The sequence below is a fragment of the Priestia sp. YIM B13490 genome (assembly GCF_042787735.1).
Taxonomy (GTDB): domain Bacteria; phylum Bacillota; class Bacilli; order Bacillales; family Bacillaceae_H; genus Priestia; species Priestia megaterium.
Genome location: NZ_JBHZOT010000006.1, coordinates 331,693 through 356,323 on the forward strand (window position 1 = coordinate 331,693; position 24,631 = coordinate 356,323).

The 24,631-nt window shown below is 37.9% G+C and carries 30 protein-coding genes; 14 read left to right on the top strand and 16 right to left on the bottom strand.

Going from position 1 to position 24,631, the window contains the following annotated elements; genetic code table 11:
- Positions 1-22: 22 nt before the first annotated feature.
- Entirely contained in the window at positions 23-1,015 is a 993-nt protein-coding gene (locus tag ACFX4R_RS19810; protein WP_013059618.1) for an NAD(P)/FAD-dependent oxidoreductase, read from the bottom strand.
- A gap of 493 nt (positions 1,016-1,508) precedes the next feature.
- On the opposite strand from ACFX4R_RS19810, the gene ACFX4R_RS19815 reads away from it, so the two are divergent.
- From ACFX4R_RS19815 to ACFX4R_RS19825, 3 genes are all read left to right on the top strand, one after another.
- Positions 1,509-2,723 (top strand): NAD(P)/FAD-dependent oxidoreductase, encoded by a 1,215-nt coding sequence (locus tag ACFX4R_RS19815; protein ID WP_025752690.1) that lies wholly within the window; start codon positions 1,509-1,511, stop codon positions 2,721-2,723.
- A gap of 123 nt (positions 2,724-2,846) precedes the next feature.
- Complete coding sequence (locus tag ACFX4R_RS19820) at positions 2,847-3,170, top strand: YuiB family protein (RefSeq protein WP_043977225.1); 324 nt, start codon at positions 2,847-2,849, stop codon at positions 3,168-3,170.
- 81 nt (positions 3,171-3,251) lie between these two features.
- The gene (locus tag ACFX4R_RS19825; RefSeq protein WP_013085320.1) at positions 3,252-3,899 is read left to right on the top strand and encodes a 3D domain-containing protein; all 648 of its coding nucleotides are present in this window, start codon (positions 3,252-3,254) and stop codon (positions 3,897-3,899) included.
- Between the two features lie 42 nt (positions 3,900-3,941).
- Here ACFX4R_RS19825 and ACFX4R_RS19830 read toward each other — a convergent pair whose 3' ends face one another.
- Entirely contained in the window at positions 3,942-4,418 is a 477-nt protein-coding gene (locus ACFX4R_RS19830) for a divergent PAP2 family protein (RefSeq protein ID WP_013059614.1), read from the bottom strand.
- A gap of 245 nt (positions 4,419-4,663) precedes the next feature.
- On the opposite strand from ACFX4R_RS19830, the gene ACFX4R_RS19835 reads away from it, so the two are divergent.
- Together ACFX4R_RS19835 and ACFX4R_RS19840 are read left to right on the top strand one after the other, a co-directional pair.
- Positions 4,664-6,157 (top strand): leucyl aminopeptidase, encoded by a 1,494-nt coding sequence (locus ACFX4R_RS19835; RefSeq protein ID WP_043977222.1) that lies wholly within the window; start codon positions 4,664-4,666, stop codon positions 6,155-6,157.
- Positions 6,158-6,424: 267 nt separating this feature from the next.
- Entirely contained in the window at positions 6,425-7,744 is a 1,320-nt protein-coding gene (locus ACFX4R_RS19840) for a Na+/H+ antiporter family protein (protein WP_165575737.1), read from the top strand.
- A 51-nt stretch (positions 7,745-7,795) separates the two neighbouring features.
- Here ACFX4R_RS19840 and ACFX4R_RS19845 read toward each other — a convergent pair whose 3' ends face one another.
- The 3 genes from ACFX4R_RS19845 to ACFX4R_RS19855 form a co-directional block, all read right to left on the bottom strand.
- Positions 7,796-7,987 (bottom strand): hypothetical protein, encoded by a 192-nt coding sequence (locus ACFX4R_RS19845; RefSeq protein WP_013059611.1) that lies wholly within the window; start codon positions 7,985-7,987, stop codon positions 7,796-7,798.
- A 116-nt stretch (positions 7,988-8,103) separates the two neighbouring features.
- Positions 8,104-8,640, bottom strand: coding sequence for an HD domain-containing protein (locus tag ACFX4R_RS19850; protein WP_028409590.1), 537 nt, complete (start codon positions 8,638-8,640; stop codon positions 8,104-8,106).
- Positions 8,641-8,816: 176 nt separating this feature from the next.
- Entirely contained in the window at positions 8,817-9,185 is a 369-nt protein-coding gene (locus ACFX4R_RS19855; protein ID WP_162215059.1) for a YuzC family spore coat inner layer protein, read from the bottom strand.
- A gap of 106 nt (positions 9,186-9,291) precedes the next feature.
- Between ACFX4R_RS19855 and ACFX4R_RS19860 the strand changes: the two genes are divergently transcribed.
- Together ACFX4R_RS19860 and kapD are read left to right on the top strand one after the other, a co-directional pair.
- Positions 9,292-9,675 carry a hotdog fold thioesterase gene (locus ACFX4R_RS19860; RefSeq protein WP_013059608.1) on the top strand — a complete coding sequence of 128 codons (384 nt, stop codon included), beginning with the start codon at positions 9,292-9,294 and terminating at the stop codon, positions 9,673-9,675.
- Between the two features lie 348 nt (positions 9,676-10,023).
- Positions 10,024-10,638 carry a 3'-5' exonuclease KapD gene (gene kapD / locus ACFX4R_RS19865; RefSeq protein WP_013059607.1) on the top strand — a complete coding sequence of 205 codons (615 nt, stop codon included), beginning with the start codon at positions 10,024-10,026 and terminating at the stop codon, positions 10,636-10,638.
- A gap of 36 nt (positions 10,639-10,674) precedes the next feature.
- On the opposite strand, the gene kapB is transcribed toward kapD, so the two are convergent.
- Positions 10,675-11,055: a kinase-associated lipoprotein KapB gene (gene kapB / locus ACFX4R_RS19870; RefSeq protein WP_013059606.1), complete on the bottom strand. Its 381-nt coding sequence runs from the start codon at positions 11,053-11,055 to the stop codon at positions 10,675-10,677.
- A gap of 85 nt (positions 11,056-11,140) precedes the next feature.
- Between kapB and ACFX4R_RS19875 the strand changes: the two genes are divergently transcribed.
- Both ACFX4R_RS19875 and ACFX4R_RS19880 read left to right on the top strand, forming a co-directional pair.
- Entirely contained in the window at positions 11,141-11,338 is a 198-nt protein-coding gene (locus tag ACFX4R_RS19875; RefSeq protein ID WP_078082210.1) for a hypothetical protein, read from the top strand.
- A 103-nt stretch (positions 11,339-11,441) separates the two neighbouring features.
- Positions 11,442-11,966, top strand: coding sequence for a superoxide dismutase family protein (locus ACFX4R_RS19880; RefSeq protein WP_013059604.1), 525 nt, complete (start codon positions 11,442-11,444; stop codon positions 11,964-11,966).
- A 35-nt stretch (positions 11,967-12,001) separates the two neighbouring features.
- Here the strand turns inward: ACFX4R_RS19880 and ACFX4R_RS19885 are convergent, their stop codons facing one another.
- Both ACFX4R_RS19885 and ACFX4R_RS19890 read right to left on the bottom strand, forming a co-directional pair.
- Entirely contained in the window at positions 12,002-13,174 is a 1,173-nt protein-coding gene (locus tag ACFX4R_RS19885) for a PatB family C-S lyase (protein WP_165575738.1), read from the bottom strand.
- Between the two features lie 168 nt (positions 13,175-13,342).
- Positions 13,343-14,191 (bottom strand): alpha/beta fold hydrolase, encoded by an 849-nt coding sequence (locus ACFX4R_RS19890; RefSeq protein WP_013059602.1) that lies wholly within the window; start codon positions 14,189-14,191, stop codon positions 13,343-13,345.
- Between the two features lie 158 nt (positions 14,192-14,349).
- Between ACFX4R_RS19890 and ACFX4R_RS19895 the strand changes: the two genes are divergently transcribed.
- The 3 genes from ACFX4R_RS19895 to yugI all read left to right on the top strand — a co-directional run bounded on the left by ACFX4R_RS19895 (position 14,350) and on the right by yugI (position 16,619).
- A complete protein-coding gene (locus ACFX4R_RS19895; RefSeq protein WP_013059601.1) occupies positions 14,350-14,850 on the top strand; it encodes an Lrp/AsnC family transcriptional regulator in 501 nt (166 codons plus the stop codon).
- The gene (locus ACFX4R_RS19900) at positions 14,850-16,010 is read left to right on the top strand and encodes an aminotransferase (protein ID WP_043977208.1); all 1,161 of its coding nucleotides are present in this window, start codon (positions 14,850-14,852) and stop codon (positions 16,008-16,010) included. The genes ACFX4R_RS19895 and ACFX4R_RS19900 overlap by 1 nt, the downstream gene beginning before the upstream one ends.
- A gap of 207 nt (positions 16,011-16,217) precedes the next feature.
- Complete coding sequence (gene yugI, locus ACFX4R_RS19905; RefSeq protein ID WP_013059599.1) at positions 16,218-16,619, top strand: S1 domain-containing post-transcriptional regulator GSP13; 402 nt, start codon at positions 16,218-16,220, stop codon at positions 16,617-16,619.
- 36 nt (positions 16,620-16,655) lie between these two features.
- Here yugI and ACFX4R_RS19910 read toward each other — a convergent pair whose 3' ends face one another.
- Positions 16,656-16,886: a DUF378 domain-containing protein gene (locus ACFX4R_RS19910; RefSeq protein WP_013059598.1), complete on the bottom strand. Its 231-nt coding sequence runs from the start codon at positions 16,884-16,886 to the stop codon at positions 16,656-16,658.
- 220 nt (positions 16,887-17,106) lie between these two features.
- Between ACFX4R_RS19910 and ACFX4R_RS19915 the strand changes: the two genes are divergently transcribed.
- The gene (locus tag ACFX4R_RS19915) at positions 17,107-18,270 is read left to right on the top strand and encodes an iron-containing alcohol dehydrogenase (RefSeq protein ID WP_043977206.1); all 1,164 of its coding nucleotides are present in this window, start codon (positions 17,107-17,109) and stop codon (positions 18,268-18,270) included.
- Between the two features lie 44 nt (positions 18,271-18,314).
- Here the strand turns inward: ACFX4R_RS19915 and mnhG are convergent, their stop codons facing one another.
- The 7 genes from mnhG to ACFX4R_RS19950 are packed head-to-tail and all read right to left on the bottom strand — an operon-like array spanning position 18,315 to position 24,068.
- A complete protein-coding gene (mnhG, locus tag ACFX4R_RS19920; protein ID WP_013085304.1) occupies positions 18,315-18,677 on the bottom strand; it encodes a monovalent cation/H(+) antiporter subunit G in 363 nt (120 codons plus the stop codon).
- The gene (locus tag ACFX4R_RS19925) at positions 18,661-18,945 is read right to left on the bottom strand and encodes a Na(+)/H(+) antiporter subunit F1 (RefSeq protein WP_013059595.1); all 285 of its coding nucleotides are present in this window, start codon (positions 18,943-18,945) and stop codon (positions 18,661-18,663) included. Before ACFX4R_RS19925 ends, mnhG begins: the two co-directional genes overlap by 17 nt.
- Complete coding sequence (locus ACFX4R_RS19930; RefSeq protein ID WP_013059594.1) at positions 18,946-19,422, bottom strand: Na+/H+ antiporter subunit E; 477 nt, start codon at positions 19,420-19,422, stop codon at positions 18,946-18,948.
- Between the two features lie 6 nt (positions 19,423-19,428).
- Positions 19,429-20,913 (bottom strand): Na+/H+ antiporter subunit D, encoded by a 1,485-nt coding sequence (locus ACFX4R_RS19935; RefSeq protein WP_340448326.1) that lies wholly within the window; start codon positions 20,911-20,913, stop codon positions 19,429-19,431.
- Entirely contained in the window at positions 20,903-21,244 is a 342-nt protein-coding gene (locus ACFX4R_RS19940) for a Na(+)/H(+) antiporter subunit C (protein ID WP_013059592.1), read from the bottom strand. Before ACFX4R_RS19940 ends, ACFX4R_RS19935 begins: the two co-directional genes overlap by 11 nt.
- Positions 21,244-21,666 (bottom strand): Na(+)/H(+) antiporter subunit B, encoded by a 423-nt coding sequence (locus ACFX4R_RS19945; RefSeq protein WP_013085301.1) that lies wholly within the window; start codon positions 21,664-21,666, stop codon positions 21,244-21,246. The genes ACFX4R_RS19940 and ACFX4R_RS19945 overlap by 1 nt, the downstream gene beginning before the upstream one ends.
- Positions 21,663-24,068 (bottom strand): Na+/H+ antiporter subunit A, encoded by a 2,406-nt coding sequence (locus ACFX4R_RS19950; protein WP_043977202.1) that lies wholly within the window; start codon positions 24,066-24,068, stop codon positions 21,663-21,665. The genes ACFX4R_RS19945 and ACFX4R_RS19950 overlap by 4 nt, the downstream gene beginning before the upstream one ends.
- A gap of 214 nt (positions 24,069-24,282) precedes the next feature.
- Here ACFX4R_RS19950 and ACFX4R_RS19955 point away from each other — a divergent pair, with 214 nt between their 5' ends.
- Positions 24,283-24,531, top strand: a complete 249-nt coding sequence (locus ACFX4R_RS19955; protein ID WP_230183979.1) for a hypothetical protein — start codon at positions 24,283-24,285, stop codon at positions 24,529-24,531.
- The last annotated feature ends 100 nt before the right edge of the window (positions 24,532-24,631 follow it).

Below are 24,631 nucleotides of genomic sequence, written 5' to 3' on the forward strand. Positions count from 1 at the left end.
AGCAGGCGAGAGCCTGCTTTTTTTATGAGAACATTGACGTACTGTGCATAGGCTGTAAGCGAGCCTTTGGATCAATGTATGCTTTAGCGTTATTCACGGCAGTCGGACCTTCGCCAAATCCTGCCACGATGAGTTTTACTTTTCCATCATATGTGCAGACATCACCTGCTGCATAGATGCCAGGAATATTTGTTTCTTGCTTTGAGTTAACAACAATTGCATTTTTCTCTAAATCTAAGTCCCATTCTTTAATTGGACCTAGAGAAGAAACAAATCCAAAGTTTACAATAACATCATCTACGTCTACTACTGTCTTTTCTTCGCCTTTTGTATTTTCTAACACAACTTGTGTAATACGGTCATCTCCAATAAATTCAACCGGTACATACGGTGTTTTAATATCAACTGATGAATTATGCAAGTTTTCTACGCTGTGTTCATGAGCGCGGAACTTGTCTCGGCGATGCGTTAACGTTACTTTTTCTGCGATCGGCTCTAACATAAGAGACCAGTCTACAGCAGAATCCCCGCCCCCGCACACTAATACTTTGCGGCCTTTGAATTTATTCATATCATCCACAAAATAATGAAGATTCGTTTGCTCGAACTGTTCTGCGTTTTCTAGCTCGATTTTACGGGGCTTAAATGCACCGTTTCCAGCCGTAATAATAATTGTTTTTGAATAGTGGACTTCAGAATTAGTAGTTAATCGAAATACGCCGTCCGCTTGTTTTTCTACCTTTTCTACGGCTTGCTCTAGCGCAACTGCAGGTTTAAATTGATCCATTTGCTCTTTTAGGTTATTGACTAATTCTTGAGCGCGTACTTTTGGAAAACCAGCTACGTCATAAATATATTTTTCAGGATATAAAGCAGAAAGCTGTCCACCAAGCTGTGGTAAGCTTTCAATAATTTTTACGCTCGCTTGACGCATACCGCCATAAAATGCTGTAAATAAGCCTGTAGGGCCGCCTCCGATGATGGTAATATCATATACTTGTTTATCTTCTTTCATTTATAATCACCTCTAGATTGTTCTGTGCCAATGCATATTCTACTTTATGATAGCATAGTAAATTATAAAATATCATTAAAACACGCTGGAATGTTTGAGAAACTTTCTCAACTTAAAGATCAGTATTTGTAATCATTAACATAACCACACGTTTTGGTCAAATATAAAACTGGGTATACAGGAAAGTAATTGAAAATTTAAAAGCTTGTAAATACAAAGTGAAGGGTTGAAAAACCGATTAAAAAAGCATAAGATGTTTGTGTAAATCAAGCTAGGGCTTATGCTTACATTTTTTTTGAAAAAGAAAAATGTATTTTTTTAAAAAAGAACGTGAAGTGATTCACATTATTTTTCTTATATGAATAATAAATGGATAGCGATGATCGTTCTTGCTCAAACTAACATAAAAAAGCAAACCAAATAAAATTGCTCTTATCATTATATTTGTAAGACATACTTGTGACTATAACTAAAAAAGGTGGATGACATTCCTATGAAAAAGCCTAAAATCGTCATTTTGGGTGCCGGGTATGGCGGCATTATGACAATTGTTAATTTACAAAAGAAACTGGGTGCTAGTGATGCGGAAATTGTTTTGGTAAATAAAAACGATTACCATTACGAAACGACATGGCTTCATGAAGTATCAGCAGGTACAATTCATCAAGATCGCTCTCGTGTTCCTGTTAAAAATTTAATTAACACAAATAAGGTTACATTTATCAAAGACACGGTCGTAGATATTAAGTTAGATGAAAAGCGTGTTCTTCTTGAAAACAGTGAGCTAACGTACGATTATTTAGTTGTTGCTTTAGGGTATGAAGCAGAAACTTTCGGAATTAAAGGTTTAAAAGAACATGCATTTACCATTACGAGCATTAATGCAGCACGTCAAATTCGTGAGCATATTGATTATGTGTTTGCGACGTACAACAATGAAGTGGAAAAAAGAGACGAACTTCTGACCATTATTGTTGGGGGTGCTGGCTTTACTGGCATTGAATTTGTGGGAGAATTAGCAAATCGAGTCCCTCAGCTTTGCAAAGAGTTTGATATTCCGCGTGAAAAAGTACGCGTTATTTGTGTAGAAGCAGCCCCTACGGCTTTGCCAGGTTTTGATCCAGAACTTGTAGAATATGCGGTAACACAACTAGAACGAAAAGGAATCGAGTTCAAGATCGGAACAGCGATTAAAGAGTGTACAGAAGAAGGAATTATTGTATCAAAAGATGACCAAGTAGAAGAAATCAAATCAGCAACAGTTGTATGGGCTGCGGGTGTTCGAGGCAGTCATGTGATTGAAAAAGCTGGATTTGAGAACATGCGCGGACGTGTAAAAGTAAGCAATAGCTTGCTGGCACCAGGGCATGAAGATGTGTTTGTTATTGGAGATTGTTCACTAATGATTAACCCTGAAACAGAACGTCCTTATCCGCCAACAGCTCAAATTGCTATGCAGCAAGGCGGTACCTGCGCTGAAAATATTAGCCGTTTGATGAAAGGTCAAAAGGAATTAAGCGAGTTCAAACCAGATATTAAAGGAACGGTATGTTCGTTAGGGCATGATGACGCAATTGGCGTTGTATATGGTCGAAAACTATTTGGTTCAAGCGCATCTTTTATGAAAAAAGTTGTTGATAATCGCTCGCTTTTCCTTCAAGGCGGAGCAGGTCTTGTATTGAAAAAAGGAAAATTTAATTTCTTTTAAAACAAAAAGCAAAAGGTCTTTAAACCTTTTGCTTTTTTTGGTATTAACTTACTTTTCTGTGATTGACGCCTTCATTACTCTTAAGTAAACTGAGAGTATAAAGAGTAACGGAGGCGAAAAGCAATGGAAATGAGTGTGCCTGTACTAATTATCTCCATCTTGTTGTTTTTTGTTTTGTTTTTTGGAATCGGTTTCTTATTGAATATGCTGCTTCGCATGTCTTGGATTATGGCCATTATTTATCCCGTGATTTTTATTTTTATTATTGATGATGTAAGAGCGGTGGATTACATTCAACATCCCACTCACTCCTTTCAGCAGCTAGGGACAAAAGTGCTGTCTTTAGCCACAGCTGACATTGTGATTTTAATGGCTGGTTTTATAGGTGCACTAGCTTCAGGCATTACTATTAAATCTTTACGAACAAGAGGGTACCAAATGTTTTAAATGTAAATTCTTCTCGCAAACGAATAATTTGTTTTTATGTTGGAAACAAATAGATTCGTGAGAGGAGTTGTGGAAATCACAATGATTGGAAAAATAGCAAAGCGATTCATTATGTGCCTACTACTGGTCGGAGCGCTGTTTACAACATATGAAGCAATTACCGGCGTCCCAATAACTACAGTCATCAAATATATGCCTTTTATAAACAGTACAGGGCATCCTCTAATGAATGAAAGGCTCTTGCCATCATTTCTAAAACCACTAAGAGCTGAAGCGGCTAGCAATGACAAAGAGCGTCTGACGATTGAAGAAGCATTTGATTGGTCGCGTTATCCAACTAAGAATGTATTGGCTACGGGTTACACAGCTGGTTACGAATCAACTGGGAAAAATCCCAATCATCCAGGGTATGGTATTACATATTCGGGCGTTAAAGTAAAACGTGACTTGTATTCAACCATCGCTGCTGATTTAACCATATTTCCAATCGGCACGATCTTGTTTATTCCGGGCTATGGCTATGGAGTGGTAGCAGATAAAGGTGGGGCTATTAAAGGCAATCATCTTGATTTATATTTTGAGACTGTTTCCGATGTGTACAACATATGGGGTAAAAAAGAATTAAACGTCTATGTAGTAAAATCAGGGGACGGCCGCTTAACTGAAGAAGAGTTAACAATGCTGAATGAAAAAAAGTCGATGCAAGTTTTTCGCCAGCAGGTAAAATAAACGAGAAACACATGAAGAACTCTTCATGTGTTTTCTTATGTTTTATGGCCATACATAATACGTTACAAAAGCAACTGCTATCCCGGTTAAGGCCCCAAAGAAAACTTCAATAGGCTTATGTCCAAGTAGCTCTTTTAGCTTCACTTGTTTTTCGTCTTCTTCATTGGTCGTCCACAGCTTTGCCTCTTTTACTGCGCGCTGAAAGTCTTCAACCAAACGATTTAAAACCGTTGCTTGCTCTCCTGCATGTCTTCTTACTCCTTTAGCATCGAACATGACAATAATGGCAAAAATAGCGGAGAGAGCAAAAATAGGGGATTTAAGACCTTCTGCTAGCCCAATGGCAGTTGCTAAGGAAGTTACTGCTGCGGAGTGGGAGCTTGGCATGCCTCCCGTACTAAAAAATAAGCTGCCGTCTATTTTCTTAGTAGCTACAAAAGAAAGGGGAATCTTAATAAATTGAGCAAAGAAAATAGCGATTAATGAACTCCAAAGTGGAAAATTTGAGAATAAATCCATTGAGACGTCCTCCCTCAACTTAAAATGTCTGAAAAGCTAAACCCGTATGATGAAAAAAGCGGTAGATGAAAGTATATGTGTGAAACTAAGGTTTTTGAACTGTGATTAAAAATTGTATTTCTGCTATCATATGTATATAGATGAAAACAGTGGTGAATATGATATATATTCCACTTGCTGAATAGATTAAACAAAGCAGATGATAAATAAAAATAAAATCTCTATACGTAAAAGGGAGGAATTTTATGTTTTCGCATGTAGAAACATTTGGTGCTGATCATCAAACAGAAGCGCTCGTAATCGGGTTATTTAATCAAAATCAACAATTTGAAGGCCTTCTAAAAGAAATTGATGAAGCTTTAGGTGGACAGCTCATTCATTTGATTAAAGAAGGGGATATACGTGTACAAGAAAAACGTATATCAACGATTCATACACTAGGAAAATTAGGAGCAAAACGTCTTTATTTTGTGGGACTCGGACGAAAGCAAGCGCTAACTAAAAATGGGCTCAAAGAGAGCTTTGGGCTGTTATTTAAAAAGTTAAAAGAAGCGAAGATTTCAAACGCATCGGTTGCCCTTTCTACATTTGATACGGGAGCGTGGTCAGAACAAGAAACTGCAGCTTTATTAGGAGAAGCTCAACAGCTTGCTATGTACGAGTTTGAAAACTACAAAAAGAAATCAAACGAACCTGACAAGCAGCTTGAGAAAATTGAACTGTTTTCTTTTTATAAAGACGTGGTACAATCTGCTTTGGTTGGATATACGTATGGAAAAGCAACAAACTCAGCGCGCACCCTTGTTAACTTACCAAGCAACATGCTAACGGCTACAGATTTAGCTAATTATGCAGTAGAAATGGCACATACATATGGTTTTGAATATGAAATTTTAGAAAAAGAAGAGATGGAAACATTGGGAATGGGCGCACTGTTAGCAGTTAATCAAGGTTCCGCAGAGCCTCCTAAAATGATTGTCCTGAAATATCAAGGAAAAGAAAAATGGGAAGACGTTATTGGGTTAGTAGGAAAAGGGATTACCTTTGACACAGGTGGTTACTCTATTAAATCTAAAGACGGGATTGTAGGTATGAAAACAGATATGGGCGGAGCTGCATCTGTTCTTGGTGCAATGGAAGCGATTGGAGAATTAAAACCTCATCAAAACGTAGTAGCTGTCATTCCATCAACTGACAACGTTATTAGCGCGCGTGCTTTTAAGCCAGATGACGTAATTACAGCAATGAATGGAAAGACAATAGAAGTACTGAATACAGACGCTGAAGGGCGTTTAGCGTTAGCTGATGGTATCTCCTATGCCAAACACCACGGAGCAAATTATTTAGTAGACGTGGCGACATTAACGGGTGGTGTAATTGTAGCTCTTGGTACACATACAACGGGGGCAATGACGAATGATTCTGCTTTATTGCAGCAAATAGAAAAAGCGAGCATTGAGACAGGCGAACCGATTTGGGAGCTGCCTATTACGGAACGAGACAAAAAGCGTGTTCGGGGAAGTAAGGTAGCAGATTTAAATAACTCTCCTGGACGAGAGGGGCACGCAATTATGGCAGGAACTTTTATTGGTGAGTTTGCAGAGCAAACACCATGGGTTCACTTGGATATTGCTGGAACTGCAACATCCGCTGCTTCTCATGAGTTAGGACCTTCAGGTGCAACAGGCGTGATGGTGCGAACACTAGCTGCAATGGTTTGTTTATTTGAAGCCAATTAATGAAAAAAGTATAGCAGTGATAGAAAAAAACGTAAAAAGAAGCATCGATGATGCTTCTTTTTTAATATGTTTACATAATGTTTTTTCTTTTTAGTAAGAAAAGATTATTTAGAAAAATCCTTATATCGTTAAGGGTGTAGAGAAGTTAAACAAACGTTTATTTAGTAAGATGATTGACTTTTTTTCTATACCTAATATAATGAATATGTTGTTTATCTCTCTAATGTTTTAATGAGATAAAGTAAAAAGAAAAATGGAGGTTTCAAAATGAATGCAGTATTAATAGCTGTGCTCGTGATGCTGATTTTGAGCTTAATGCGCATCAACGTTGTCTTTTCTTTAGCAGTAGGAGCGCTAATTGGAGGACTTGTTGGCGGTATCAGCCTCACAGATACAGTAAGTATATACACAGATGGTCTTGGAAATAGTGCTTCTGTTGCATTAAGCTATGCTTTGCTTGGAGGATTTGCAATGGCTGTTTCGCGGACAGGGCTGCCTGATGCCGTTGTTCAACTAGCGTTAAAAATAGTAGGGAAAGAAGGAGAAACGAAAAAGAAGTCACTGTCAAAAGTACTGATCTTATTGATCATCCTTATTATTTCATGTTTTTCTCAAAACGTTATTCCGGTTCACATTGCATTTATTCCGCTTTTAATTCCACCTCTATTAAAAGTATTTAATCAGTTAAAAATCGATCGCCGATTAGTCGCAACCGTTATTACGTTTGGACTGGTTACACCTTATATGTATTTGCCGGCAGGATTCGGTAAGATTTATCACGACATTTTATTTACTAACATTAAAGAAAGTGGACTAACGATTGATAAAGGAGATATTACCGCAGCGATGGCTCTGCCAGCTTTAGGAATGATAGCGGGCTTATTGTTTGCTGTTTTTATTTCATACCGCAAACCACGTCGGTATGAAGACTTTGATATTGATCAAGGTGCAGAAGAGAGTACAGGTTATACAACAAGAGGCATTATTATAGCTTTGGTTGCGATTGTAGCAGCTTTAACTGTGCAGCTCTTAGTAGATTCTATGATTTTTGGCGCGCTGGCAGGAATTGTTGTACTTTACTTCAGCGGAGCTTTGAAGTGGAGTGAAGCAGATCCAGTATTAACAAACGGAATGAGAATGATGGCTTTCATTGGATTCGTTATGCTGTCAGCCTCTGGTTTTGCAAAAGTTCTTCAAGAAACTGGAGACGTAGAAGCGCTTGTAAAAGATTCTGTTGCTCTTATTGGAGGGAATCAAATGCTGGGGGCATTTCTTATGCTTGTCATCGGGCTTTTAGTGACAATGGGCATTGGTTCTTCTTTCTCTACTATTCCAATTATCGCGACTATTTTCGTTCCTCTTTGCTTAGAACTTGGTATGAGTCCAATGGCAACGATTTGTATTGTTGGTACAGCAGGAGCGCTTGGAGACGCTGGTTCACCAGCTTCAGACAGTACGCTTGGACCCACATCTGGATTAGCAGTCGATCGTCAGCATGATCATATTTGGGATACGTGTGTACCAACTTTTCTTCACTATAACATTCCACTTATTATTTTTGGGTGGATTGCCTCGGTTATCTTGTAAATAGAGGCCCGATAATGAAAAAAAGCAGCCGATCAAAACCGGCTGCTTTTTTCATGCTTGAGAAAGAGTAGAAGCAGTACTGTCACAAGCTCCTAATGCTTGCTCTACAGCCTGAAGAGATTGTTCAATACGTTCACGATTTGAATCTTTCTCTACTGTTTGAAGAGCTTGTTCAAGGCTTGCTTTTGCCTGATTTAATGATGTGCAAGAATCTTGCACGTAACCTCTAGCGTTTTTAGACATTCTTCTTCCTCCTAACTAACCAAAAATGAGAATCAATAAGTAGTATGAGTAATTTGCAGGGAATTATGAGGAGAAATAATAAAAAGGGTTAACTCTTATGAAAGGAGTTAACCCTGTCAGCCTAACTGTTTAAATTGGTTGGAATGTAGAAGTTCAAGCACTTTCTTATCAAGCTCCTTAATTTTCTTTACAGCCAGATTATATTCCAATTCACGGTAATGGTGTTTGCCGCCTGGCTCTTCATCAGCTTCGTCAGCTAGTTTGACTACTTTTTGAAGAGGGCGTTGTTGAATTGTTCCTTCAGGCAAATATGAGTCTGTGTGTAGTAAAATAGCTAAAGCAATTTCTTTTGCCGCCTGAGGTTCCTCACCCAAACGAATGAGTAATTTATGTGCACGTTCAGCCCCTTTAATAGCGTGAATATCATTTTGACGATACTTCTCATAATCCCACTGACCATTTGTGTACCACTCGTAGTGGCCAATATCATGAAGTAGCGCTGCTTTTGTAGCTAAATCCGGGTTTACATTATGCTGTACGGATAGACGAAACGCATGATAGGCGACGGATACAGCATGCGCAACGCCAGATCGAGTTAAATATTTTTGAGCGATAGGATGCGTGAAAATTTCTACTAGCGTAACATGTCTCATCATGTCATCCCTCCTAAAGAAAAAATATATTTCCAAATACAATATCATATTTGTATCCTAAATACAATTATCGTGTAATTTGTTTTTACATACAAAAATGGCATATATTATAATATTCGAAACGAAACAACATGTACATCTTTTTTTGAAGAAAATAAGACTTTTTTCCTTGTATTTTACCATCTAATATTTAACGATACGTGACAGCAGTCAAATTGGTTATCGGGATGAATAAACGTAATTTTAATATAGTCTGGAGTATAAAAAACATCGATTTTTGTCTTAACACCAGTGGAAAGAATGAGTCTTTTTACTTCACTCATTTTGGATTCTTGAGCAGCGGCTTTTATTTTTTTTATTAAATTTGGCGAAGTATTAGCTCTTTGAATAAATATAGTAGCGCTTTGCATCGTAGAGGGAATAACTTTAAGAGATTGCTGAAATGTCGCGATGTCCGCCTCAGGTAAGTTAGGTACCCTGTATGTATAAGGGTGAGGCATGTAGTACGGTAGCCAATAGTAAGACAAGGGAGCAAATGATTTCATATAAGAACCCTCCTAGAAAACGGATTTTTATTATGTATATGTAGAGGGTTCGTATATGTTGTAGCAAAACCGTTATTGTATACTAGATACAAAGGGAGGTATGGATATGAAAACAAAAGATACGCTGTTAGAAGCATTAGGAATTGAGATTATTAGTGCGAGTGAACAAAGAGTGGAGGCGACGATGCCTGTTGATGAACGAACGCGTCAGCCATTCGGGCTTTTACACGGAGGAGCATCGGTGGCGTTAGCTGAAACTGTGGCTAGTCTAGGTGCCATTAAAAGTGTAGATCTCGAAAAAGAAATCTGCGTAGGTTTAGAAATTAATGCCAATCATATCAAAGGGAAAAAAGACGGAATCGTTACAGCTATAGGCGTTCCTTTACATAAAGGAAAAAAAACAGCGGTTTGGGAAGTGAAAATTCAAGATGAAGAAGAGAATTTAATCTGTATATCCAGATGTACGCTTGCTATTCTGCCTAAAGCTTAAACATAAGAATGCTTACTTAGTCTAGAAGGTGTGAGGTATGCTTTTAGAGCCAGGAGGAGCCACCTCACACACTTGAGTTAGAGTTTAAAGAGAATTTGGAAGAGCGGATACGTAAAAAAGTGAAAAAATAGGTAAAAAAATAAGCGAAATTATGTCTATTCGTGACAGTTACCCTGCGCATAGAGACATGCTCTAGAATATAGTAGTAGTAAAGTATTCTTTTTATTCAGCAACTAGAATATTCATAATATTAAAAATAAGAACAGAAAATAGACCTTCCGATTGTTCAATCGTGCTATAATAGCATTAATATAGTAGGGCGGTTTATTTTACAAAGGGGTGATAATATTGGATAAGAACTCTCAGTATTTATTCATTGATTTTGAATTTACAATGCCAGAGTATAAGGGTTTTCCAAAAGGCTTTTTTCCGGAAATCATTGAAGTTGGTTTGGTGTTTGTTAAAAATCAAGAAATCATTGATCGTTTCTCCTCTTACGTACAGCCTACACACTTTACAAAATTAACTGAGCGCTGTAAATCATTTCTCCATATCGAACAAAATCAAGTAAATGAAGGCATTACGCTAGAGCAGCTTGTACAGCGACTGGGCATGTATAAACACAGCACGATCATTACATGGGGGAACATGGATATGAAAGTATTAAGGCAGTGCTGTCAAAAAAATAAGGTGCCATTTCCTTTTGCAGGTAAAGAAATTGATCTTTCAATGGAGTATAAGCGCTTTTTTGGAGATCAAAATCAAACTGGCCTTTGGAAAGCTGTGCAAGAGTACGGTAAAGAAGGAACTGGAAAGCACCACTGCGCGCTTGATGATGCGATGACGACACTCAACATCTTTAAGCTTGTAGAAAAAGATAAGCGGTACCTTCAAAAACCAGAGCCAACGACCATAGGAGATCGAATCGATTTTTCAAAAGTATTAAATAAATTTGCATTATAAAAGCCAAATCACTTCTACGTGAATTTGGCTTTTTACTTAATGAATACCGTACTCTTTTTTTAACTCTTCTAAACAGGCAATACTTGCTTGAGCAAAAGGGCTATCTTTGGCTTGTTGCTCAGCTATCTTTAATTCAAGCGCTTTTTTTAGTGAATTTTTATAATCGGGAACGCTGTCTTCATAGAGATGAACCATTTTTTGAGGAATATTGGCCTGCTCTCGAAATGCAAGTGCTTTTCGCTCATGAAAAAAAGGTACGTCCACTTGTCCAGGGTTATGTAAGTCACCTTGTTCTGGATGCTTTAACACAGCTTGAATCCGCACAACATAATGCAGGTCTCGAACTTGTGTAATTTCACCGATGTATTTCCCAGTTTTATAAAGTGCCGTAACGGTTTGACCAATTGTAAATGTCATATTGCCAGATCTCCTTTAAGTAAATTGTTTGTTATCACCAGTATAAATCAAAACCCTCTACCGTTTCTATGAAAGGATGTTGTACATGATGTATTTAATGTTTTTGCTTTATTTTCCGGAAGATAAAAGAGAATATATTCCTGCTTTTGCTACTATGGCGATTTTTGTACTAGCAGCAGTTGCAGTATGGCGTTTAATCATTAAGATTTCGAAAAAAGAAGAAGAAAAAACGAAGGAGTTAGAAGCAAAGCTAAAAGAACAGGATAATAAGAAATCACTGTAATGAAATGCAAATAAAATGTAAGCGTTTAAAATATTATGTTGCTGGACAATCTATGGAAAGACATCTAAAACTTTCGCTAGTGCATATGCGATTGGAGGGCAACATGAAAAAACTACTACTCATTGGAACCGTGCCTTTTTTCTTGTTAACGGGGTGTATGGAAAAAGAAATATCCAATAAAGAAGTCAAAGTCTATAACGCAGATGGAGATAGCATCGGTACAGTCAAGTTGAAAGAACAGGCCGATGGAATTGAGTTTACGTACAATTTAAGTGGACTTCCACCTGGCGAACACGGCGTACATATTCATGAAATGGGAATTTGCAAAGCTCCTAACTTTAAAAGTGCGGGCAATCACCTTGATCCTGATAAAAAGAAACACGGACTGTTAAATCCAAAAGGACCGCATTTAGGCGATATGAAAAATATTGTGGTAGAAGACGATCAGACGTATACAGGAACAGATATGGTTCCTCAAGTCACGTTAAAAGAAGGAAAGACATCGCTCGTTAAGCGTATGGATGGTTCATCCCTTGTTATTACCGAACAAGGGGATGACGGAATGACAGAGCCATCAGGTAATTCTGGAAAGAGAATCGCCTGCGGGGTTATTTCAAAAAAACATTAAAAACAGCGTTCTTTCGTGAGAAAGAACGCTGTTTTTTACGTTAAAGCTACTTTTAAGCGATTCAATCCTTCTTGAAGTTGTTCATGTGAACAGCCAATGTTCAAGCGGATAAAGCCTTTTCCATATGTGGAGCTGTATTTTTCACCTTTTTCTACGGCGATTTTACCTTTTTTTAATAAGCGTTCATGTAATTCTTCTTCTGACAAATGCAGCTTGTTGCAGTCAATCCATAGTAAATAAGTTCCTTCAGGCTGAACCACTCGCAGTTCAGGCAAGTTCTCACTTATAAAACGCGTCACGAGATCTACATTTTTCTTCAGATACACAAGCAGTGCTTCTAGCCATTCTTCACCTTCACTGTAAGCCGCCTCTAATCCAATTATTCCGAATGTGTTTAAATTAGAAAACCCTTGCTTTTGCTGCTGCTGAACATACTGTGTGCGCAGTTTCTCATTTGGAATAATAACAGCTGAAGCCTGAAGTCCCGGTATATTAAATGTTTTGCTAGGGGCCATACACGTAATGGTTCGATTGGCCGCATCTTCACTCACCATGCTAATGGGAATGTGTTTATAAGGCTGGTAAATTAGATCAGAATGGATTTCATCTGAAACAATTAATACATTGTATTTTTCACAAAGATCGGCAAGCTCCTTCAGTTCTTCTTTTGTCCACACGCGTCCTACTGGATTATGAGGGCTGCAAAGAATCATTAATTTTACACCTTCTGCAAATTTTTGCTCTAAATCTGCAAAATCAATTTCGTATTTATCGCCTGCAAGTTTTAACGGATTTTCAACAACTTCTCGATCATTTACCTTTATCATGTTAAAAAATGGAGTATAGACTGGAGGCTGAATTAAAATTGAATCTCCGGGTTCCGTAAATGCTTGAATAGCCATACTTAAGGCAAATACAACTCCTGGACTGTATGTAATCCATTCATGATCAATGGTCCACTGGTGCTTTTTTTCTATCCAAGATGATAAAGCATTTGCCGTAGATTCAGTAGGGGAAGTGTAGCCGAAAATACCGTGTTTGACACGCTCATTAATGGTTTGAAGAACATTAGGCGGCGCTTGGAAATCCATATCAGCTACCCAAAAAGGCAGAACATCTTTTGCTCCAAAAACAAGATCAGTTTTGTCCCACTTTACGGACTGCGTACCTGTACGGTTAATTAATTGATCAAAAGAATAAGTAGACAATAAAAGTACCCCCTTTTTTAATATAATAGTTTGCTTATTTTTAATACGTTTGTCAACGAAGTTAACTTGTGAAGTCAATAAAGAAAGTGAAAAAATTGCTAAAGCACGACTAATGAATTTTTTATTAAAGTTAGCGCCTCGTGTGCAATATACGAACCCGCCCCGTCATTATTGAGACAGGGCTTTTTCACCGTACAAGAAATCGACCATATGAGATTGCACAATGTCAGGACACTCTTCTGGTAAAAGGTGCCCAATTTCCTTTAAAGAGATAAAGGTAGAGTCTGTTAAATCATCTTTTAACTTACGTCCGAGATGCAAAGGAACAACCCGGTCTTCTTCTCCCCAAATGAGTAAACTTGGTTTTTTTATGTGCTGCAAATCCTTTGAGGATAGGTCTCCTTCTCGATCGCGAATCATTCTTGTTAAAGCCATAAACGTACGGTCATCCAAAAATGGTTCAGTATAGCCATCAATCATTTCTTCGTCGATTAACTTATGATCAAATACGACATTTTGCAAGTTGCCTAATACACCTTTGCGAGAAAGCCACGTTTTTACCCACAGATAAAAGAAGGGAACATAAGAAGACATAACCAATCCATAATGTGAGGGGCCTAAATAAGCTGAGCTGCACAGAAGAACTAGTTTTGATACGCAAGAAGGCTTTAACTTTGCTACGTTTAAACAAACTTGTCCTCCCATTGAGTGTCCCGATAGTACAACATCTTTCAACTTTAAATATTCAATCAACTCGATGACAATTCTGGCTAAATTTTTATACGAGTATTGAAAGGTTAACGATTTTTCACTTCGCCCAAATGGCGGAAGGTCCAGCGTAATGATAGAAAACGTATCTTCAAATAAAGGAATTAAACGTCGAAAGCTAAAACTCGATGATAAAAAGCCGTGAATAAATACAATGGCGGGTTTATCAGGGTGATAGTTATGGCATTCGTAGTAAACATTGACTCCATTAAAAGTACGCTGGTGGCAAGTAATTTTAGATTCAGTCAATTTGTTTCACTCCATCTTTTTCTTTCTAGTCTGTCCTAATTTCCAGCAATCTATAAAATGAAACTCAATTAACGGTATAGATTTCACATTAAAGATGTGTTTAAATTTGATATAATGGAAAAAGTGAAAAAATTTAATCGTTGTAGGAGGGGAACGCGGTGTTCTTAGAAGAAAAAGAGTTAGAAATTTTAGAAATTCTAGAAAAAAATAGCCGTATTTCGATAGATAGTATTTCAAAAATGGTGGATTTAACGTTTGAAGAAACCTCTAATATTGTTAAAAAGCTAGAGAGAGAAAAAGTAATTGTGCAATATTCAGCTGATATTAACTGGAGACGAGTAGATGGACATGAGGGCGTCACAGCTATGATAGATGTAAAAGTTGCACCAAAGCGAGGAGTAGGCTTTGATGAGATTGCGGAGCGCATCTATCGTTTTCAAGAAGTGAAATCCGTGTACCTAATGTCAGGAGCATATGATTTGTCTGTTATTATTGAAGAAAAATCAATGTCTGAAGTAGCATTTTTTGTTTCTGAAAAGCTTTCTACGCTAGACTCTGTTTTATCTACAACGACTCACTTTATTATGAAAAAATACAAGCACGATGGTACCATCTACGACCAAGGCGATGAAGATCGCAGAATCGTGGTGTCTCCGTAATGAAAGAGCGCTTGTCAACAACTGTACAACAGCTGAAACCTTCAGGTATTCGCCGCTTTTTTGATTTAGCAGCAAGTATGGATAACGTCATCTCTCTTGGAGTAGGTGAACCTGATTTTGTCACATCTTGGGCTGTTCGAGAAGCGAGTATTTTATCGTTGGAAAGAGGATATACCTCTTATACAGCAAATGCGGGGCTTTTAGAGCTTCGCTTTGAAATTATGAAGTATATGAAAAGAAATTTTAACGTCTCGTATGATTATAAAGATGATATTATTGTGACCGTTGGAGGAAGTCAGGCTTTAGACATTACAATGAGGGCTTTGATTAACCCTGAAGATGAGATTATTGTCGTAGAGCCAAACTTTGTGTCCTACAGCCCGTTAATTTCGCTAGCAGGAGGAGTTCCTGTGGCAATTGAAACAACAGCAGAAACAGAGTTTAAGCTGCAGCCTAAGCAGATTGAAGAAGTGATTACAAGCAACACAAAAGCTCTTCTTTTATGCTCTCCTAATAATCCAACAGGAAGCTCACTCTCTAAAGAAGAGCTGCAGGCTATTGCGGATATTGTCATAAAGTATGACTTGCTTGTTATCACGGATGAAATATATGCAGAATTAACATATGATGAAGAATTTACATCTATTGCTTCTTTAGAAGGGATGAAAGAACGCACTATTATTATTTCTGGCTTTTCTAAAGGGTTTGCCATGACTGGATGGCGTCTTGGATACATATGTGCACCAACTGAGATTGCTAAAGCAATGCTGAAAATTCATCAGTATACAATGATGTGTGCGCCTACCATGGCACAATATGGAGCAATTGAAGCACTACAAAATGGGCAGCATGACGTAGAAGAGATGAGAAAAAGCTATCGCAGAAGACGGAACTATATGGTGAAGTCATTAAATCAAATTGGTCTGGAATGTCATTCTCCCGGAGGAGCGTTTTATGTGTTCCCTTCTATCGAGAAAACTGGATTGTCATCGGAAGAATTCGCTGAGCAGCTTTTGCTTGAAGAGCGAGTAGCCGTGGTGCCAGGCAATGTATTTGGAAAAGGCGGAGAGGGACATATTCGCTGTTCATACGCCTCTTCAATGGAATCATTAGAAGAATCCATAAAACGGATTAGCCGTTTTGTTGAAAATAAGTTATAATAAAAATAAGATATTATGTCATATCCTATAGACGGTTTGATATAATATCTTTTTTGCTATGATGAAATGTAGTGTTAGTTTATATTTGTGACGAAATTGGTAAATAATAAATATAGTATAACTACTTTTTGATTCAATCTATGAACTGTGCTATAATTTTAAATTGGCTATAATGGTGAAAATAATAAGGTATCTAGGAGTGTTTATATGTCAAAATTTGAAATCGGTACTGTTACAAAAGGTAAAGTAACAGGAATTCAACCATACGGTGCATTCGTTGCATTAAATGAAGAAACTCAAGGATTAGTTCATATCTCAGAAGTAAAACATGGCTTCGTTAAAGATATTAACGAACATTTATCAGTAGGAGACGAAGTAAACGTTAAAGTTTTATCTGTTGATGAGTCAACTGGTAAAATTGGTTTATCTATTCGTGCTACTGAGCCAGCTCCAGAAAAAACTGAAGCTTCTGCACCTAAAAAACCTGCTAAAAAACGTCAAGGTCAAGCAACAGTTCATACTGAATCTACTCAAGGATTCAACACATTAAAAGAAAAATTAGAAGAGTGGATTGAGCAATCAAACCGCGAAGATCTAATTAAGAAATAAGAAAAAAAGAAGGATAGCTTAGCTATCCTTCTTTTTTTAATGTTCCGTTCTAGGTTCTGTACGCTCTACTTCAGCAGAAGGTTTAAATAATAGACCTAGGTTAATCAGTCCTGCGATTCCAACCAATCCATAGATAATGCGGGAGAAAGCAGATGTTTGACCGCCGAAGATTGCTGCTACTAAATCAAATTGAAAAAAGCCAATAAGTCCCCAGTTAATTGCTCCAATAATCGTTAATACGAGCGCAATACGTTGAATACCACTCATGATGAACCCTCCTTGTTTTGTAGTTCACTTATTAGCCTGCTTTTTTTAGAGGGAAATATGCATATTTGCTTTTGGAAGATACAGACAAATAAACGTTCATTTGGATGGGGTGAGCATCTAGCCAACAGGGAATAATCTTTAGGAAGTCAATTTTCTTTACAATCAAAAAGTTGTTCTTCATAATGATGCATGTAATCAAGCTCGTAAGGAGGAGTTTATAGTGAACAATTTTACATTTTATAATCCTACAAAATTAATTTTTGGTAAAGGTCAATTAGAGCAGTTAAAAACAGAAGCAGGGCGCTTTGGCAAAAAGATATTATTAGTATACGGCGGAGGAAGTGTAAAACGCAGCGGTTTATACGATCAAGTAATGGATGTACTGAATGACATGAATGCAGAAGTACATGAGTTAGCGGGAGTAGAGCCGAATCCTCGTCTGACAACTGTTCGCAAAGGAATCGATATTTGTAAAGAAAACGGTATTGAATTTTTACTTGCAGTTGGTGGAGGAAGCGTAATCGATTGTACAAAAGCAATCGCAGCAGGCGCAAAATATGATGGAGACGTATGGGACATCATTAACCGCGACGTATTCGCAGCTGAAGCTCTTCCATTTGGAACAGTGCTGACATTAGCAGCAACAGGTTCAGAAATGAATGCTGGTTCTGTTATTACAAATTGGGAAACACAAGAAAAATACGGCTGGGGCAGTCCGGCAACATTCCCTCAATTCTCTATTTTAGATCCTGTTAATACATTTACTGTACCAAAAAATCAAACAGTTTATGGCATGGTCGACATGATGAGCCACGTATTTGAACAATATTTCCATGCTGCAACAAATACGCCGCTTCAAGATCGCATGTGTGAAGGAGTACTGCAAACGGTTATTGAAACGGGACCAAAATTATTAAACGACCTAGAGAACTACGAGTTACGTGAAACGATTTTATACAATGGGACAATCGCATTAAACGGTATGTTACAAATGGGACACCAAGGCGATTGGGCTACTCACAATATTGAGCATGCGGTATCAGCTGTATATGACATTCCACATGCAGGTGGATTGGCAATTTTATTCCCGAACTGGATGAAACACGTAATGGATGAGAACGTAGACCGCTTCAAGCAAGTAGCTGTACGCGTATTTAACGTAGATACAGAAGGCAAGACGGATAAAGAAGTAGCACTTGAAGGTGTTGATAAGCTTCGTGAATTCTGGTCAAGCCTAGGTGCACCAACTCGCTTAGCTGATTATGATATTGGTGAAGACAAATTAGATCTTATGGCTGATCGTGCAATGGCTAAAGGTGAATTTGGCAAATTTAAAAAATTAAACAAAGAAGATGTACTAGCAATCCTACGCGCTTCTTTATAAGATTTTCGATAAAAAACGCCGTGCAAACCGCACGGCGTTTTTTTCTATTCATGATGGGTAAGTTTTTTCTGCTGTTTGGTTTTCAAATCATCCCGAACGGTTTTATCAGAAAGAGGAACTCCGCTGTAATAAGCCGCTCTTCCTAGTAAATGCCCAGCAATAGGAGAGGTGATAAACACAAAGACAATCGCTAAAATTAACCGTGCACTAATATGGCCGGTATCAATCCAAAAGTAGAGTAAGCAGCCCACTAATATAAACAGGACGCCTAAGGTGGCACTTTTGGAGGCAGCGTGACTTCTTGTGTACGTATCAGGCAAGCGAATAAGCCCAATCATGGTCACAACTGTCAGAAGAGACCCTATTAGTACTAAAGCTCCTACAATGATTTCACTGATCACGTTCATATTCGATCACTTCTCCTTTCTCTAAAAACTTAGAAAAAGCAACGGTACCTACAAAGGCTATGATGCCTAGCAGTAAAATGACTTCGAAAAAAGCCTGGGTTCGAAAAATAATCGAGATGATGGCCGTAATGGCAATGATGTTAATTCCAATAGCGTCAAGGGCCATTGCTCGATCAGCAGTTGACGGACCTTTCACCACTCGATAAACAAACCCAATAGTTGAAGCAGAAATGAGAATGAGCGAAACGTTTAAAAAAATATCGAGCATTTAACGACTCACCTCCATAATGGCTTTTTCGAATGTTTGCTGAATATCTGTAATAATGTCATCAATATCGTCTGTATTGATTGCATGAATATAGATAGTAGAATTATCATCTGACACATCCATCACCAGTGTACCTGGCGTTAGCGTAATTAAAAGAGAAAGAATGGTAATTTCCCATTCACTCTCCAGACGGGTTGGCATTGCAAAGATGGCTGGCTGAATATTTAATTTAGGGCGCAATACGTCCTTAGTCACTGCAATATTGGCTTTGAATAATTCTCGTATAAAAATAAACAGCAGTTTAATGATCGCATACACTTTATGCAAATAAAAACGTCTGTGAAAAAAACGGCGGAAAACAAACAGCAGTACCGCTCCCCAGAAAAAACCTATAATAAAGGAAGGGAGTGTCCAAATCCCTCTCAAAAACATCCATGTGAATGCAATGATTACGTTTAATAATAGTTGAAATGACATGCAGATCTACTCCTTTAACACTGATTGGATATAAATTGAAGGATCCATAAGCGTTTGAGCGGCTGTTGACACATAAGGGATAACAGCTTCTGCACCTAGTCCTAAAAAGACAGAAACAGCAAGTAAGATAGCGGATGGGTATAGAATACCTTTAAGGGATACTTTTTCATGCTCAGAAGAAAGCTTAGGTTCACCCCAGAAGCAGCTCATGAAAATCTTAATGGCAGAATATAAAACAAGCAGGCTTGAAACTAGTAAAACTCCTACAAACGTGTAGCTCTCTGATTCTAAGCCGCCCTGAACTAAAAGGAATTTTCCAATAAAGCCGCTTAGGGGAGGAATTCCTGCCAAAGAAATAGTAGCGATAAAAAACATCCAGCCAAGCAGCGGATAGTCTTTAATTAATCCACCCATTTTCTTTAATTTTGTTGTTCCAGTTATTCGAACGATGCTTCCAGCAAGAAGGAATAGAGCTGCTTTAATAATCATGTCGTGAATTAAATAATAAATAGCTCCTTCAAAACCTGCGTTTGTTGTCAAGGTCACCCCGTAGACAATGACTCCGACAGCAATAATAATGTTATAAATTAAGATTTTATTTATATCCGAATAAGCAATGGCGCCTACTGCACCAACAACGATAGTCAAAAGCGCAACGTAGCCGATAATTTGATGAGTAAATTCAGGATGATGGTAAAACAGTAAAGTGAAAGTCCTGAAAATCGAATAAACGCCTACTTTTGTGAGCAAGGCACCAAACAACCCGATAATAACGGGTGGAGGCGCACTATATGAACCTGGAAGCCAGAAATACATTGGAAATAAAGCTGCTTTTAAGGCAAAGACGATAAATAAAAGCATGCCAATGGTTGTTAAAATTCCCGGCTGGTTCGCCTCAGCAATTCGCTGTGAAAGGTCCGCCATGTTGAGAGTTCCTGTTACAGCATATAAATAAGCAACGGCAATGACAAACAAAGCGGATGAAATGACATTGACTAAAATATACTTAAGTGACTCTCGAAGCTGTGCTTTTGTACCGCCAATTACAATAAGAGCGTACGAAGACATAAGCATGACTTCAAAAAAGACAAATAAGTTAAAGATATCACCTGTTAAGAAGGCGCCGAATACGCCTACTAATAAAAACTGCACAAACGAATAAAAGTAAAAGCGTTCACGCTTTTCCCCAATTGTATGAAAAGCAAAAAGAACGCAGCATAGTGTTACCACACTAGCAGTAAGTACGAGAAGGGACGCGAACATGTCCGCTACTAGAATAATTCCAAAAGGAGGTTTCCAGTTCCCAAGCTCGTGAGTTAAAACACCTTTTGATTGAACCAGTTGTACTAAATAGGCAGCAAAAGCAGTGGTGGTGATTAATGATAAAACACTGATTATCCTTTGAAGTTTAATATTGTCTTTGAAAAAAATGAGCACAACACCTACAACAAACGGGATAAGCAGTGGGATGATTACAAAATTACTCGTCATGTTCATTTCCCCTTAACTTGTCCATATCGTCTGTTCCGAGTTCCTGATAAGCCCTGTACGCTAGTACAAGGAAAAAAGAAGTGACGCCAAAGCTTATGACAATGGCAGTTAAAATTAGAGCTTGAGGTAAAGGATCTGTATAAGAAGAAGCCTTTTCTCCCAGAAGGGGAACACTCCCCCCTTTTAATCCGCCCATCGTTAAAATTAACAGGTGAACACCGTGGCTTAATAAGCCTGTTCCAATAATAATTCGCAGTAAACTGCGGGATAACATGAGATATACAGCGGCAGTGAATAGAATCCCTGCCACTATGGACATTAATATTTCCACTATTCACTCTCTCCAATCGTTTGAATAATGGTCATCGTAACACCAACAACTACTAGATATACACCTAAATCAAACAGTACAACGGTAGCTAAAGATGTTTTCCCGAGAAGGGGAAGGTTAAAGTAGCTATATGTGTGAGTTAGAAATGGGACTTTGAAAATAAATGACCCAAGCCCCGTTAAAATAGCTAGCAGCAGTCCAGAAGCCGCGACCTTCTTATAATCAAATGGGATGACTTTCGATACGGTTTTTATATCGAAAGCCAGCAGTAATAATACAAGAGCTGCTGAGGTAGTAAGTCCCCCAACAAATCCTCCCCCCGGTGTATAATGACCTGCAAAGAAAAGATGAATGGCAAAAATGATAATAATAAACGTGACTACTTTCGTTGTGGTTTGTAGTATCAAATCATTTTTTTTCACTCTTCTTCCTCCTTTGTTAACCGAAGACGAATCATGCCATAGATAGCAAGAGCTGCTATACAAAGTACGGTAATTTCAAATAATGTATCAAATCCGCGGAAGTCCACAAGGATTACGTTCACCATGTTTTCGCCGCCTGCTTTTTCATAGCTGTTTTCAATAAAGTAATGTGAAATCGATTCAAATAGTTTCGTACTGTTTGCTGATATGCCAAGCAGTGTAACAGTCGTTCCTACAAGAAGAGCGACCAGTAAGTTTGGCAGCTGAAACTTCACCCTTACTTTTCGCTTCCGAAACTCCGGCAAGTAGTAGAAACATAATAAAAACAGTGATACCGATACAGTTTCAATCACTAATTGAGTCAAAGCTAAGTCAGGAGCTCGGAATAATACGAAAAATAAAGAGAGTGTATACCCGACAACTCCGAGCGAAATAATGGCTGTGAGGCGTGATTTTGCCAATAAAGTTGTAATAGTAGCTGCAACCATTACGACTGCTAATATGGCTTCATAAACGCCTATAGAAGAAGTATCTTTTAAATCAATCGCAAAGGCATTCTGAGAAAAGAGCGTCAAGAGAAGTAAGATGCCTATGAAAGTAAAAATGATTAAAAGATAGTCTCTAATAAATCCTGTCATTAATGTTTTCATGATACGTGTTGACCCTTTTTCTATCCCTTTAATTCCATAATTATAGCCGTTATTAAGCGTTAAAGAAGAAGGGAATCGTGTATAAATTTTTGACCATTTTTGAACCGTCATAAATAACAAAATACCAAATATGATGACCCCTAGCGTCATAAATAATTCTGGCGTAAAGCCATGCCAAAATTTAATATGCACTTGATATTCTTTACCTTCAGCTAGCAGGCTAGGTGCGATAGAGGCCATTGTTGGCTCAATAAGGGTCGATTCTAATAAATTAGGAGCAAAGCCAAAAATAACAACCAGTGATGCTAAAATAACAGGTGAAATAAGCATGCCTACGGGTGCTTCATGAGGTTTCTTCTCTAACTTTTCGGGCTGGTATTTGCCTGTAAAGGTTTTAAAGACAAGAATCATACTATAGATGAAAGTGAAGATACTTCCTAACCAAGCGATGATAGGCAGCAAAATTCCCCACGTCTGCATGCTATACATATCCATTTTTGTCACGTTTACCATGCCTGTAAAAAACATCTCTTTACTTAAGAATCCATTAAAAGGAGGCAGACCCGCCATTGAAAATCCCCCGATGATAGCAATGGTAAATGTCACAGGCATAACGCTCATTAACCCGCCTAACTTTCTAATGTCACGCGTGCCTGTTTCATGATCGACAATACCTACTACCATAAACAAGCTGCCTTTGAAGGTAGCGTGGTTAATCAAATGGAAAACCGCTGCAGTAAGAGCTACTAAGTAGATATTATCGTCTAAAAAATCATAGTGAATAGCTGCGCTACCTACTCCTATAAGTGACATAATCATCCCCAGCTGACTAATAGTTGAAAAAGCTAAAATCCCTTTCAGGTCTTGTTGCTTTACTGCTGAAAATGAGCCCCAAAACAGTGTAATTAGTCCTATGATTGAAATAGCAAAAAACCAAGTGGCGCTTATAGCAAAAACAGGGCTGAGTCTTGCTAAAAGATAAATTCCCGCTTTTACCATTGTGGCTGAATGAAGGTATGCACTCACTGGGGTTGGAGCTTCCATTGCATCTGGCAGCCAAATATGAAAAGGAAACTGAGCAGATTTTGTAAAGGCCCCTAATAAAATGAGGACTAGAGCTGGAATGAATAGATGACTTGATGTGACTACATCTACGTTTGAGATAATTTCGCGTATGCTGAAAGTACCTGTCATAACGTATAAAAGCACAATTCCTGCTAAAAGGGAAAGTCCTCCGAATACGGTAATGAGCATAGATTTTAAGGCTCCGTATTGAGATTTCTCTCGTTTGTACCAATAACCAATCAATAAAAAAGATGAAAGGCTTGTTAATTCCCAAAAGCTGTAAAGGCTCATTAGGTTGTCTGATAATACAACTCCTAACATCGACCCCATAAAAAGAAGCAAATAGACATAAAACGAATGCAGTGCTTCTTTTGTCTTAGAAAGATAATAAATGGAGTAAAGAATAACAAGTGTCCCAATTCCGGTGATTAATAGAGAAAACAGAAGACCAAGTCCATCCACATAGGCATCAAAGTTAATGCCCAGACTAGGTATCCATTTCATTGAATGTAGATATGTTCCCCCCTTAGAAACACCACTGATATATTGTGTGAAATAAATGAACAACACAAGTGGAAGAGGTAAAACGAACCACCCTGTATGAATACGCTGGAATTTCCTATACAGAAGGGGGACAAAAAAGGCTAATAAAAAAGGCGATAAAATCACCAAGTGCAACCACGACAAAAGACAAACCTCCTTGTGATATTCAATTCTGTAACCGATTATATAATAATTTAATTATGCATGCATCCATGCTATTTCTTAGTATCAGCAGATTTTTCAAACCTTATTAAATAAATAGAAACTCGTCACAAAATCCATAAAAAAAACATAAAAAAATTTTTTTGGACGTATAAAAATCACTCAAAATTGTCACTCTAAGAGTGAGGTGATGGAAATGTATAGGAAACAAATAGCCATCAGTTTTCTCATTTTTACCGCATTATGTATGGGCGGATTTGTGCTGAATAATCACTTGGAAATGAAAGAAGAAAACAGGATGTTCCTCACTTCTAAAAACCAAGCTGAAAATTCCATTTCAATAGACTCTTCCCTTTTAAAAGCCTCTTATAAACCGAGACAATATGTGAAGATAGGTGAAATGAACTATATTGCACCATCCGATAAGCAAATAAAAAACGATTGAAGACCAATCTTTAGTCGTTTTTTATTTGCTTATTATTTGCGTAATTGTGCATGAATTACGTCCTGTAATCAAAGAACATTAGTTGACTTCACAACTGAAT

What these genes read in the sequence shown, in the direction of transcription:
- ACFX4R_RS19925 (WP_013059595.1), bottom strand. Translation starts at nt 18,945, where the DNA reads ATGCTCGATATTTTTTTAAACGTTTCGCTCATTCTCATTTCTGCTTCA.
- ACFX4R_RS19850 (WP_028409590.1), bottom strand. Translation starts at nt 8,640, where the DNA reads ATGAGACATGTTACGCTAGTAGAAATTTTCACGCATCCTATCGCTCAA.
- ACFX4R_RS19835 (WP_043977222.1), top strand. Translation starts at nt 4,664, where the DNA reads ATGTTTTCGCATGTAGAAACATTTGGTGCTGATCATCAAACAGAAGCG.
- ACFX4R_RS19935 (WP_340448326.1), bottom strand. Translation starts at nt 20,913, where the DNA reads ATGACGAGTAATTTTGTAATCATCCCACTGCTTATCCCGTTTGTTGTA.
- ACFX4R_RS19810 (WP_013059618.1), bottom strand. Translation starts at nt 1,015, where the DNA reads ATGAAAGAAGATAAACAAGTATATGATATTACCATCATCGGAGGCGGC.
- yugI (WP_013059599.1), top strand. Translation starts at nt 16,218, where the DNA reads ATGTCAAAATTTGAAATCGGTACTGTTACAAAAGGTAAAGTAACAGGA.
- ACFX4R_RS19820 (WP_043977225.1), top strand. Translation starts at nt 2,847, where the DNA reads ATGGAAATGAGTGTGCCTGTACTAATTATCTCCATCTTGTTGTTTTTT.
- ACFX4R_RS19900 (WP_043977208.1), top strand. Translation starts at nt 14,850, where the DNA reads ATGAAAGAGCGCTTGTCAACAACTGTACAACAGCTGAAACCTTCAGGT.
- ACFX4R_RS19845 (WP_013059611.1), bottom strand. Translation starts at nt 7,987, where the DNA reads ATGTCTAAAAACGCTAGAGGTTACGTGCAAGATTCTTGCACATCATTA.
- ACFX4R_RS19910 (WP_013059598.1), bottom strand. Translation starts at nt 16,886, where the DNA reads ATGAGTGGTATTCAACGTATTGCGCTCGTATTAACGATTATTGGAGCA.
- ACFX4R_RS19815 (WP_025752690.1), top strand. Translation starts at nt 1,509, where the DNA reads ATGAAAAAGCCTAAAATCGTCATTTTGGGTGCCGGGTATGGCGGCATT.
- mnhG (WP_013085304.1), bottom strand. Translation starts at nt 18,677, where the DNA reads ATGAACGTGATCAGTGAAATCATTGTAGGAGCTTTAGTACTAATAGGG.
- ACFX4R_RS19930 (WP_013059594.1), bottom strand. Translation starts at nt 19,422, where the DNA reads ATGTCATTTCAACTATTATTAAACGTAATCATTGCATTCACATGGATG.
- ACFX4R_RS19830 (WP_013059614.1), bottom strand. Translation starts at nt 4,418, where the DNA reads ATGGATTTATTCTCAAATTTTCCACTTTGGAGTTCATTAATCGCTATT.
- ACFX4R_RS19855 (WP_162215059.1), bottom strand. Translation starts at nt 9,185, where the DNA reads ATGAAATCATTTGCTCCCTTGTCTTACTATTGGCTACCGTACTACATG.
- ACFX4R_RS19875 (WP_078082210.1), top strand. Translation starts at nt 11,141, where the DNA reads ATGATGTATTTAATGTTTTTGCTTTATTTTCCGGAAGATAAAAGAGAA.
- ACFX4R_RS19955 (WP_230183979.1), top strand. Translation starts at nt 24,283, where the DNA reads ATGTATAGGAAACAAATAGCCATCAGTTTTCTCATTTTTACCGCATTA.
- ACFX4R_RS19860 (WP_013059608.1), top strand. Translation starts at nt 9,292, where the DNA reads ATGAAAACAAAAGATACGCTGTTAGAAGCATTAGGAATTGAGATTATT.
- ACFX4R_RS19880 (WP_013059604.1), top strand. Translation starts at nt 11,442, where the DNA reads ATGAAAAAACTACTACTCATTGGAACCGTGCCTTTTTTCTTGTTAACG.
- kapB (WP_013059606.1), bottom strand. Translation starts at nt 11,055, where the DNA reads ATGACATTTACAATTGGTCAAACCGTTACGGCACTTTATAAAACTGGG.
- ACFX4R_RS19840 (WP_165575737.1), top strand. Translation starts at nt 6,425, where the DNA reads ATGAATGCAGTATTAATAGCTGTGCTCGTGATGCTGATTTTGAGCTTA.
- ACFX4R_RS19825 (WP_013085320.1), top strand. Translation starts at nt 3,252, where the DNA reads ATGATTGGAAAAATAGCAAAGCGATTCATTATGTGCCTACTACTGGTC.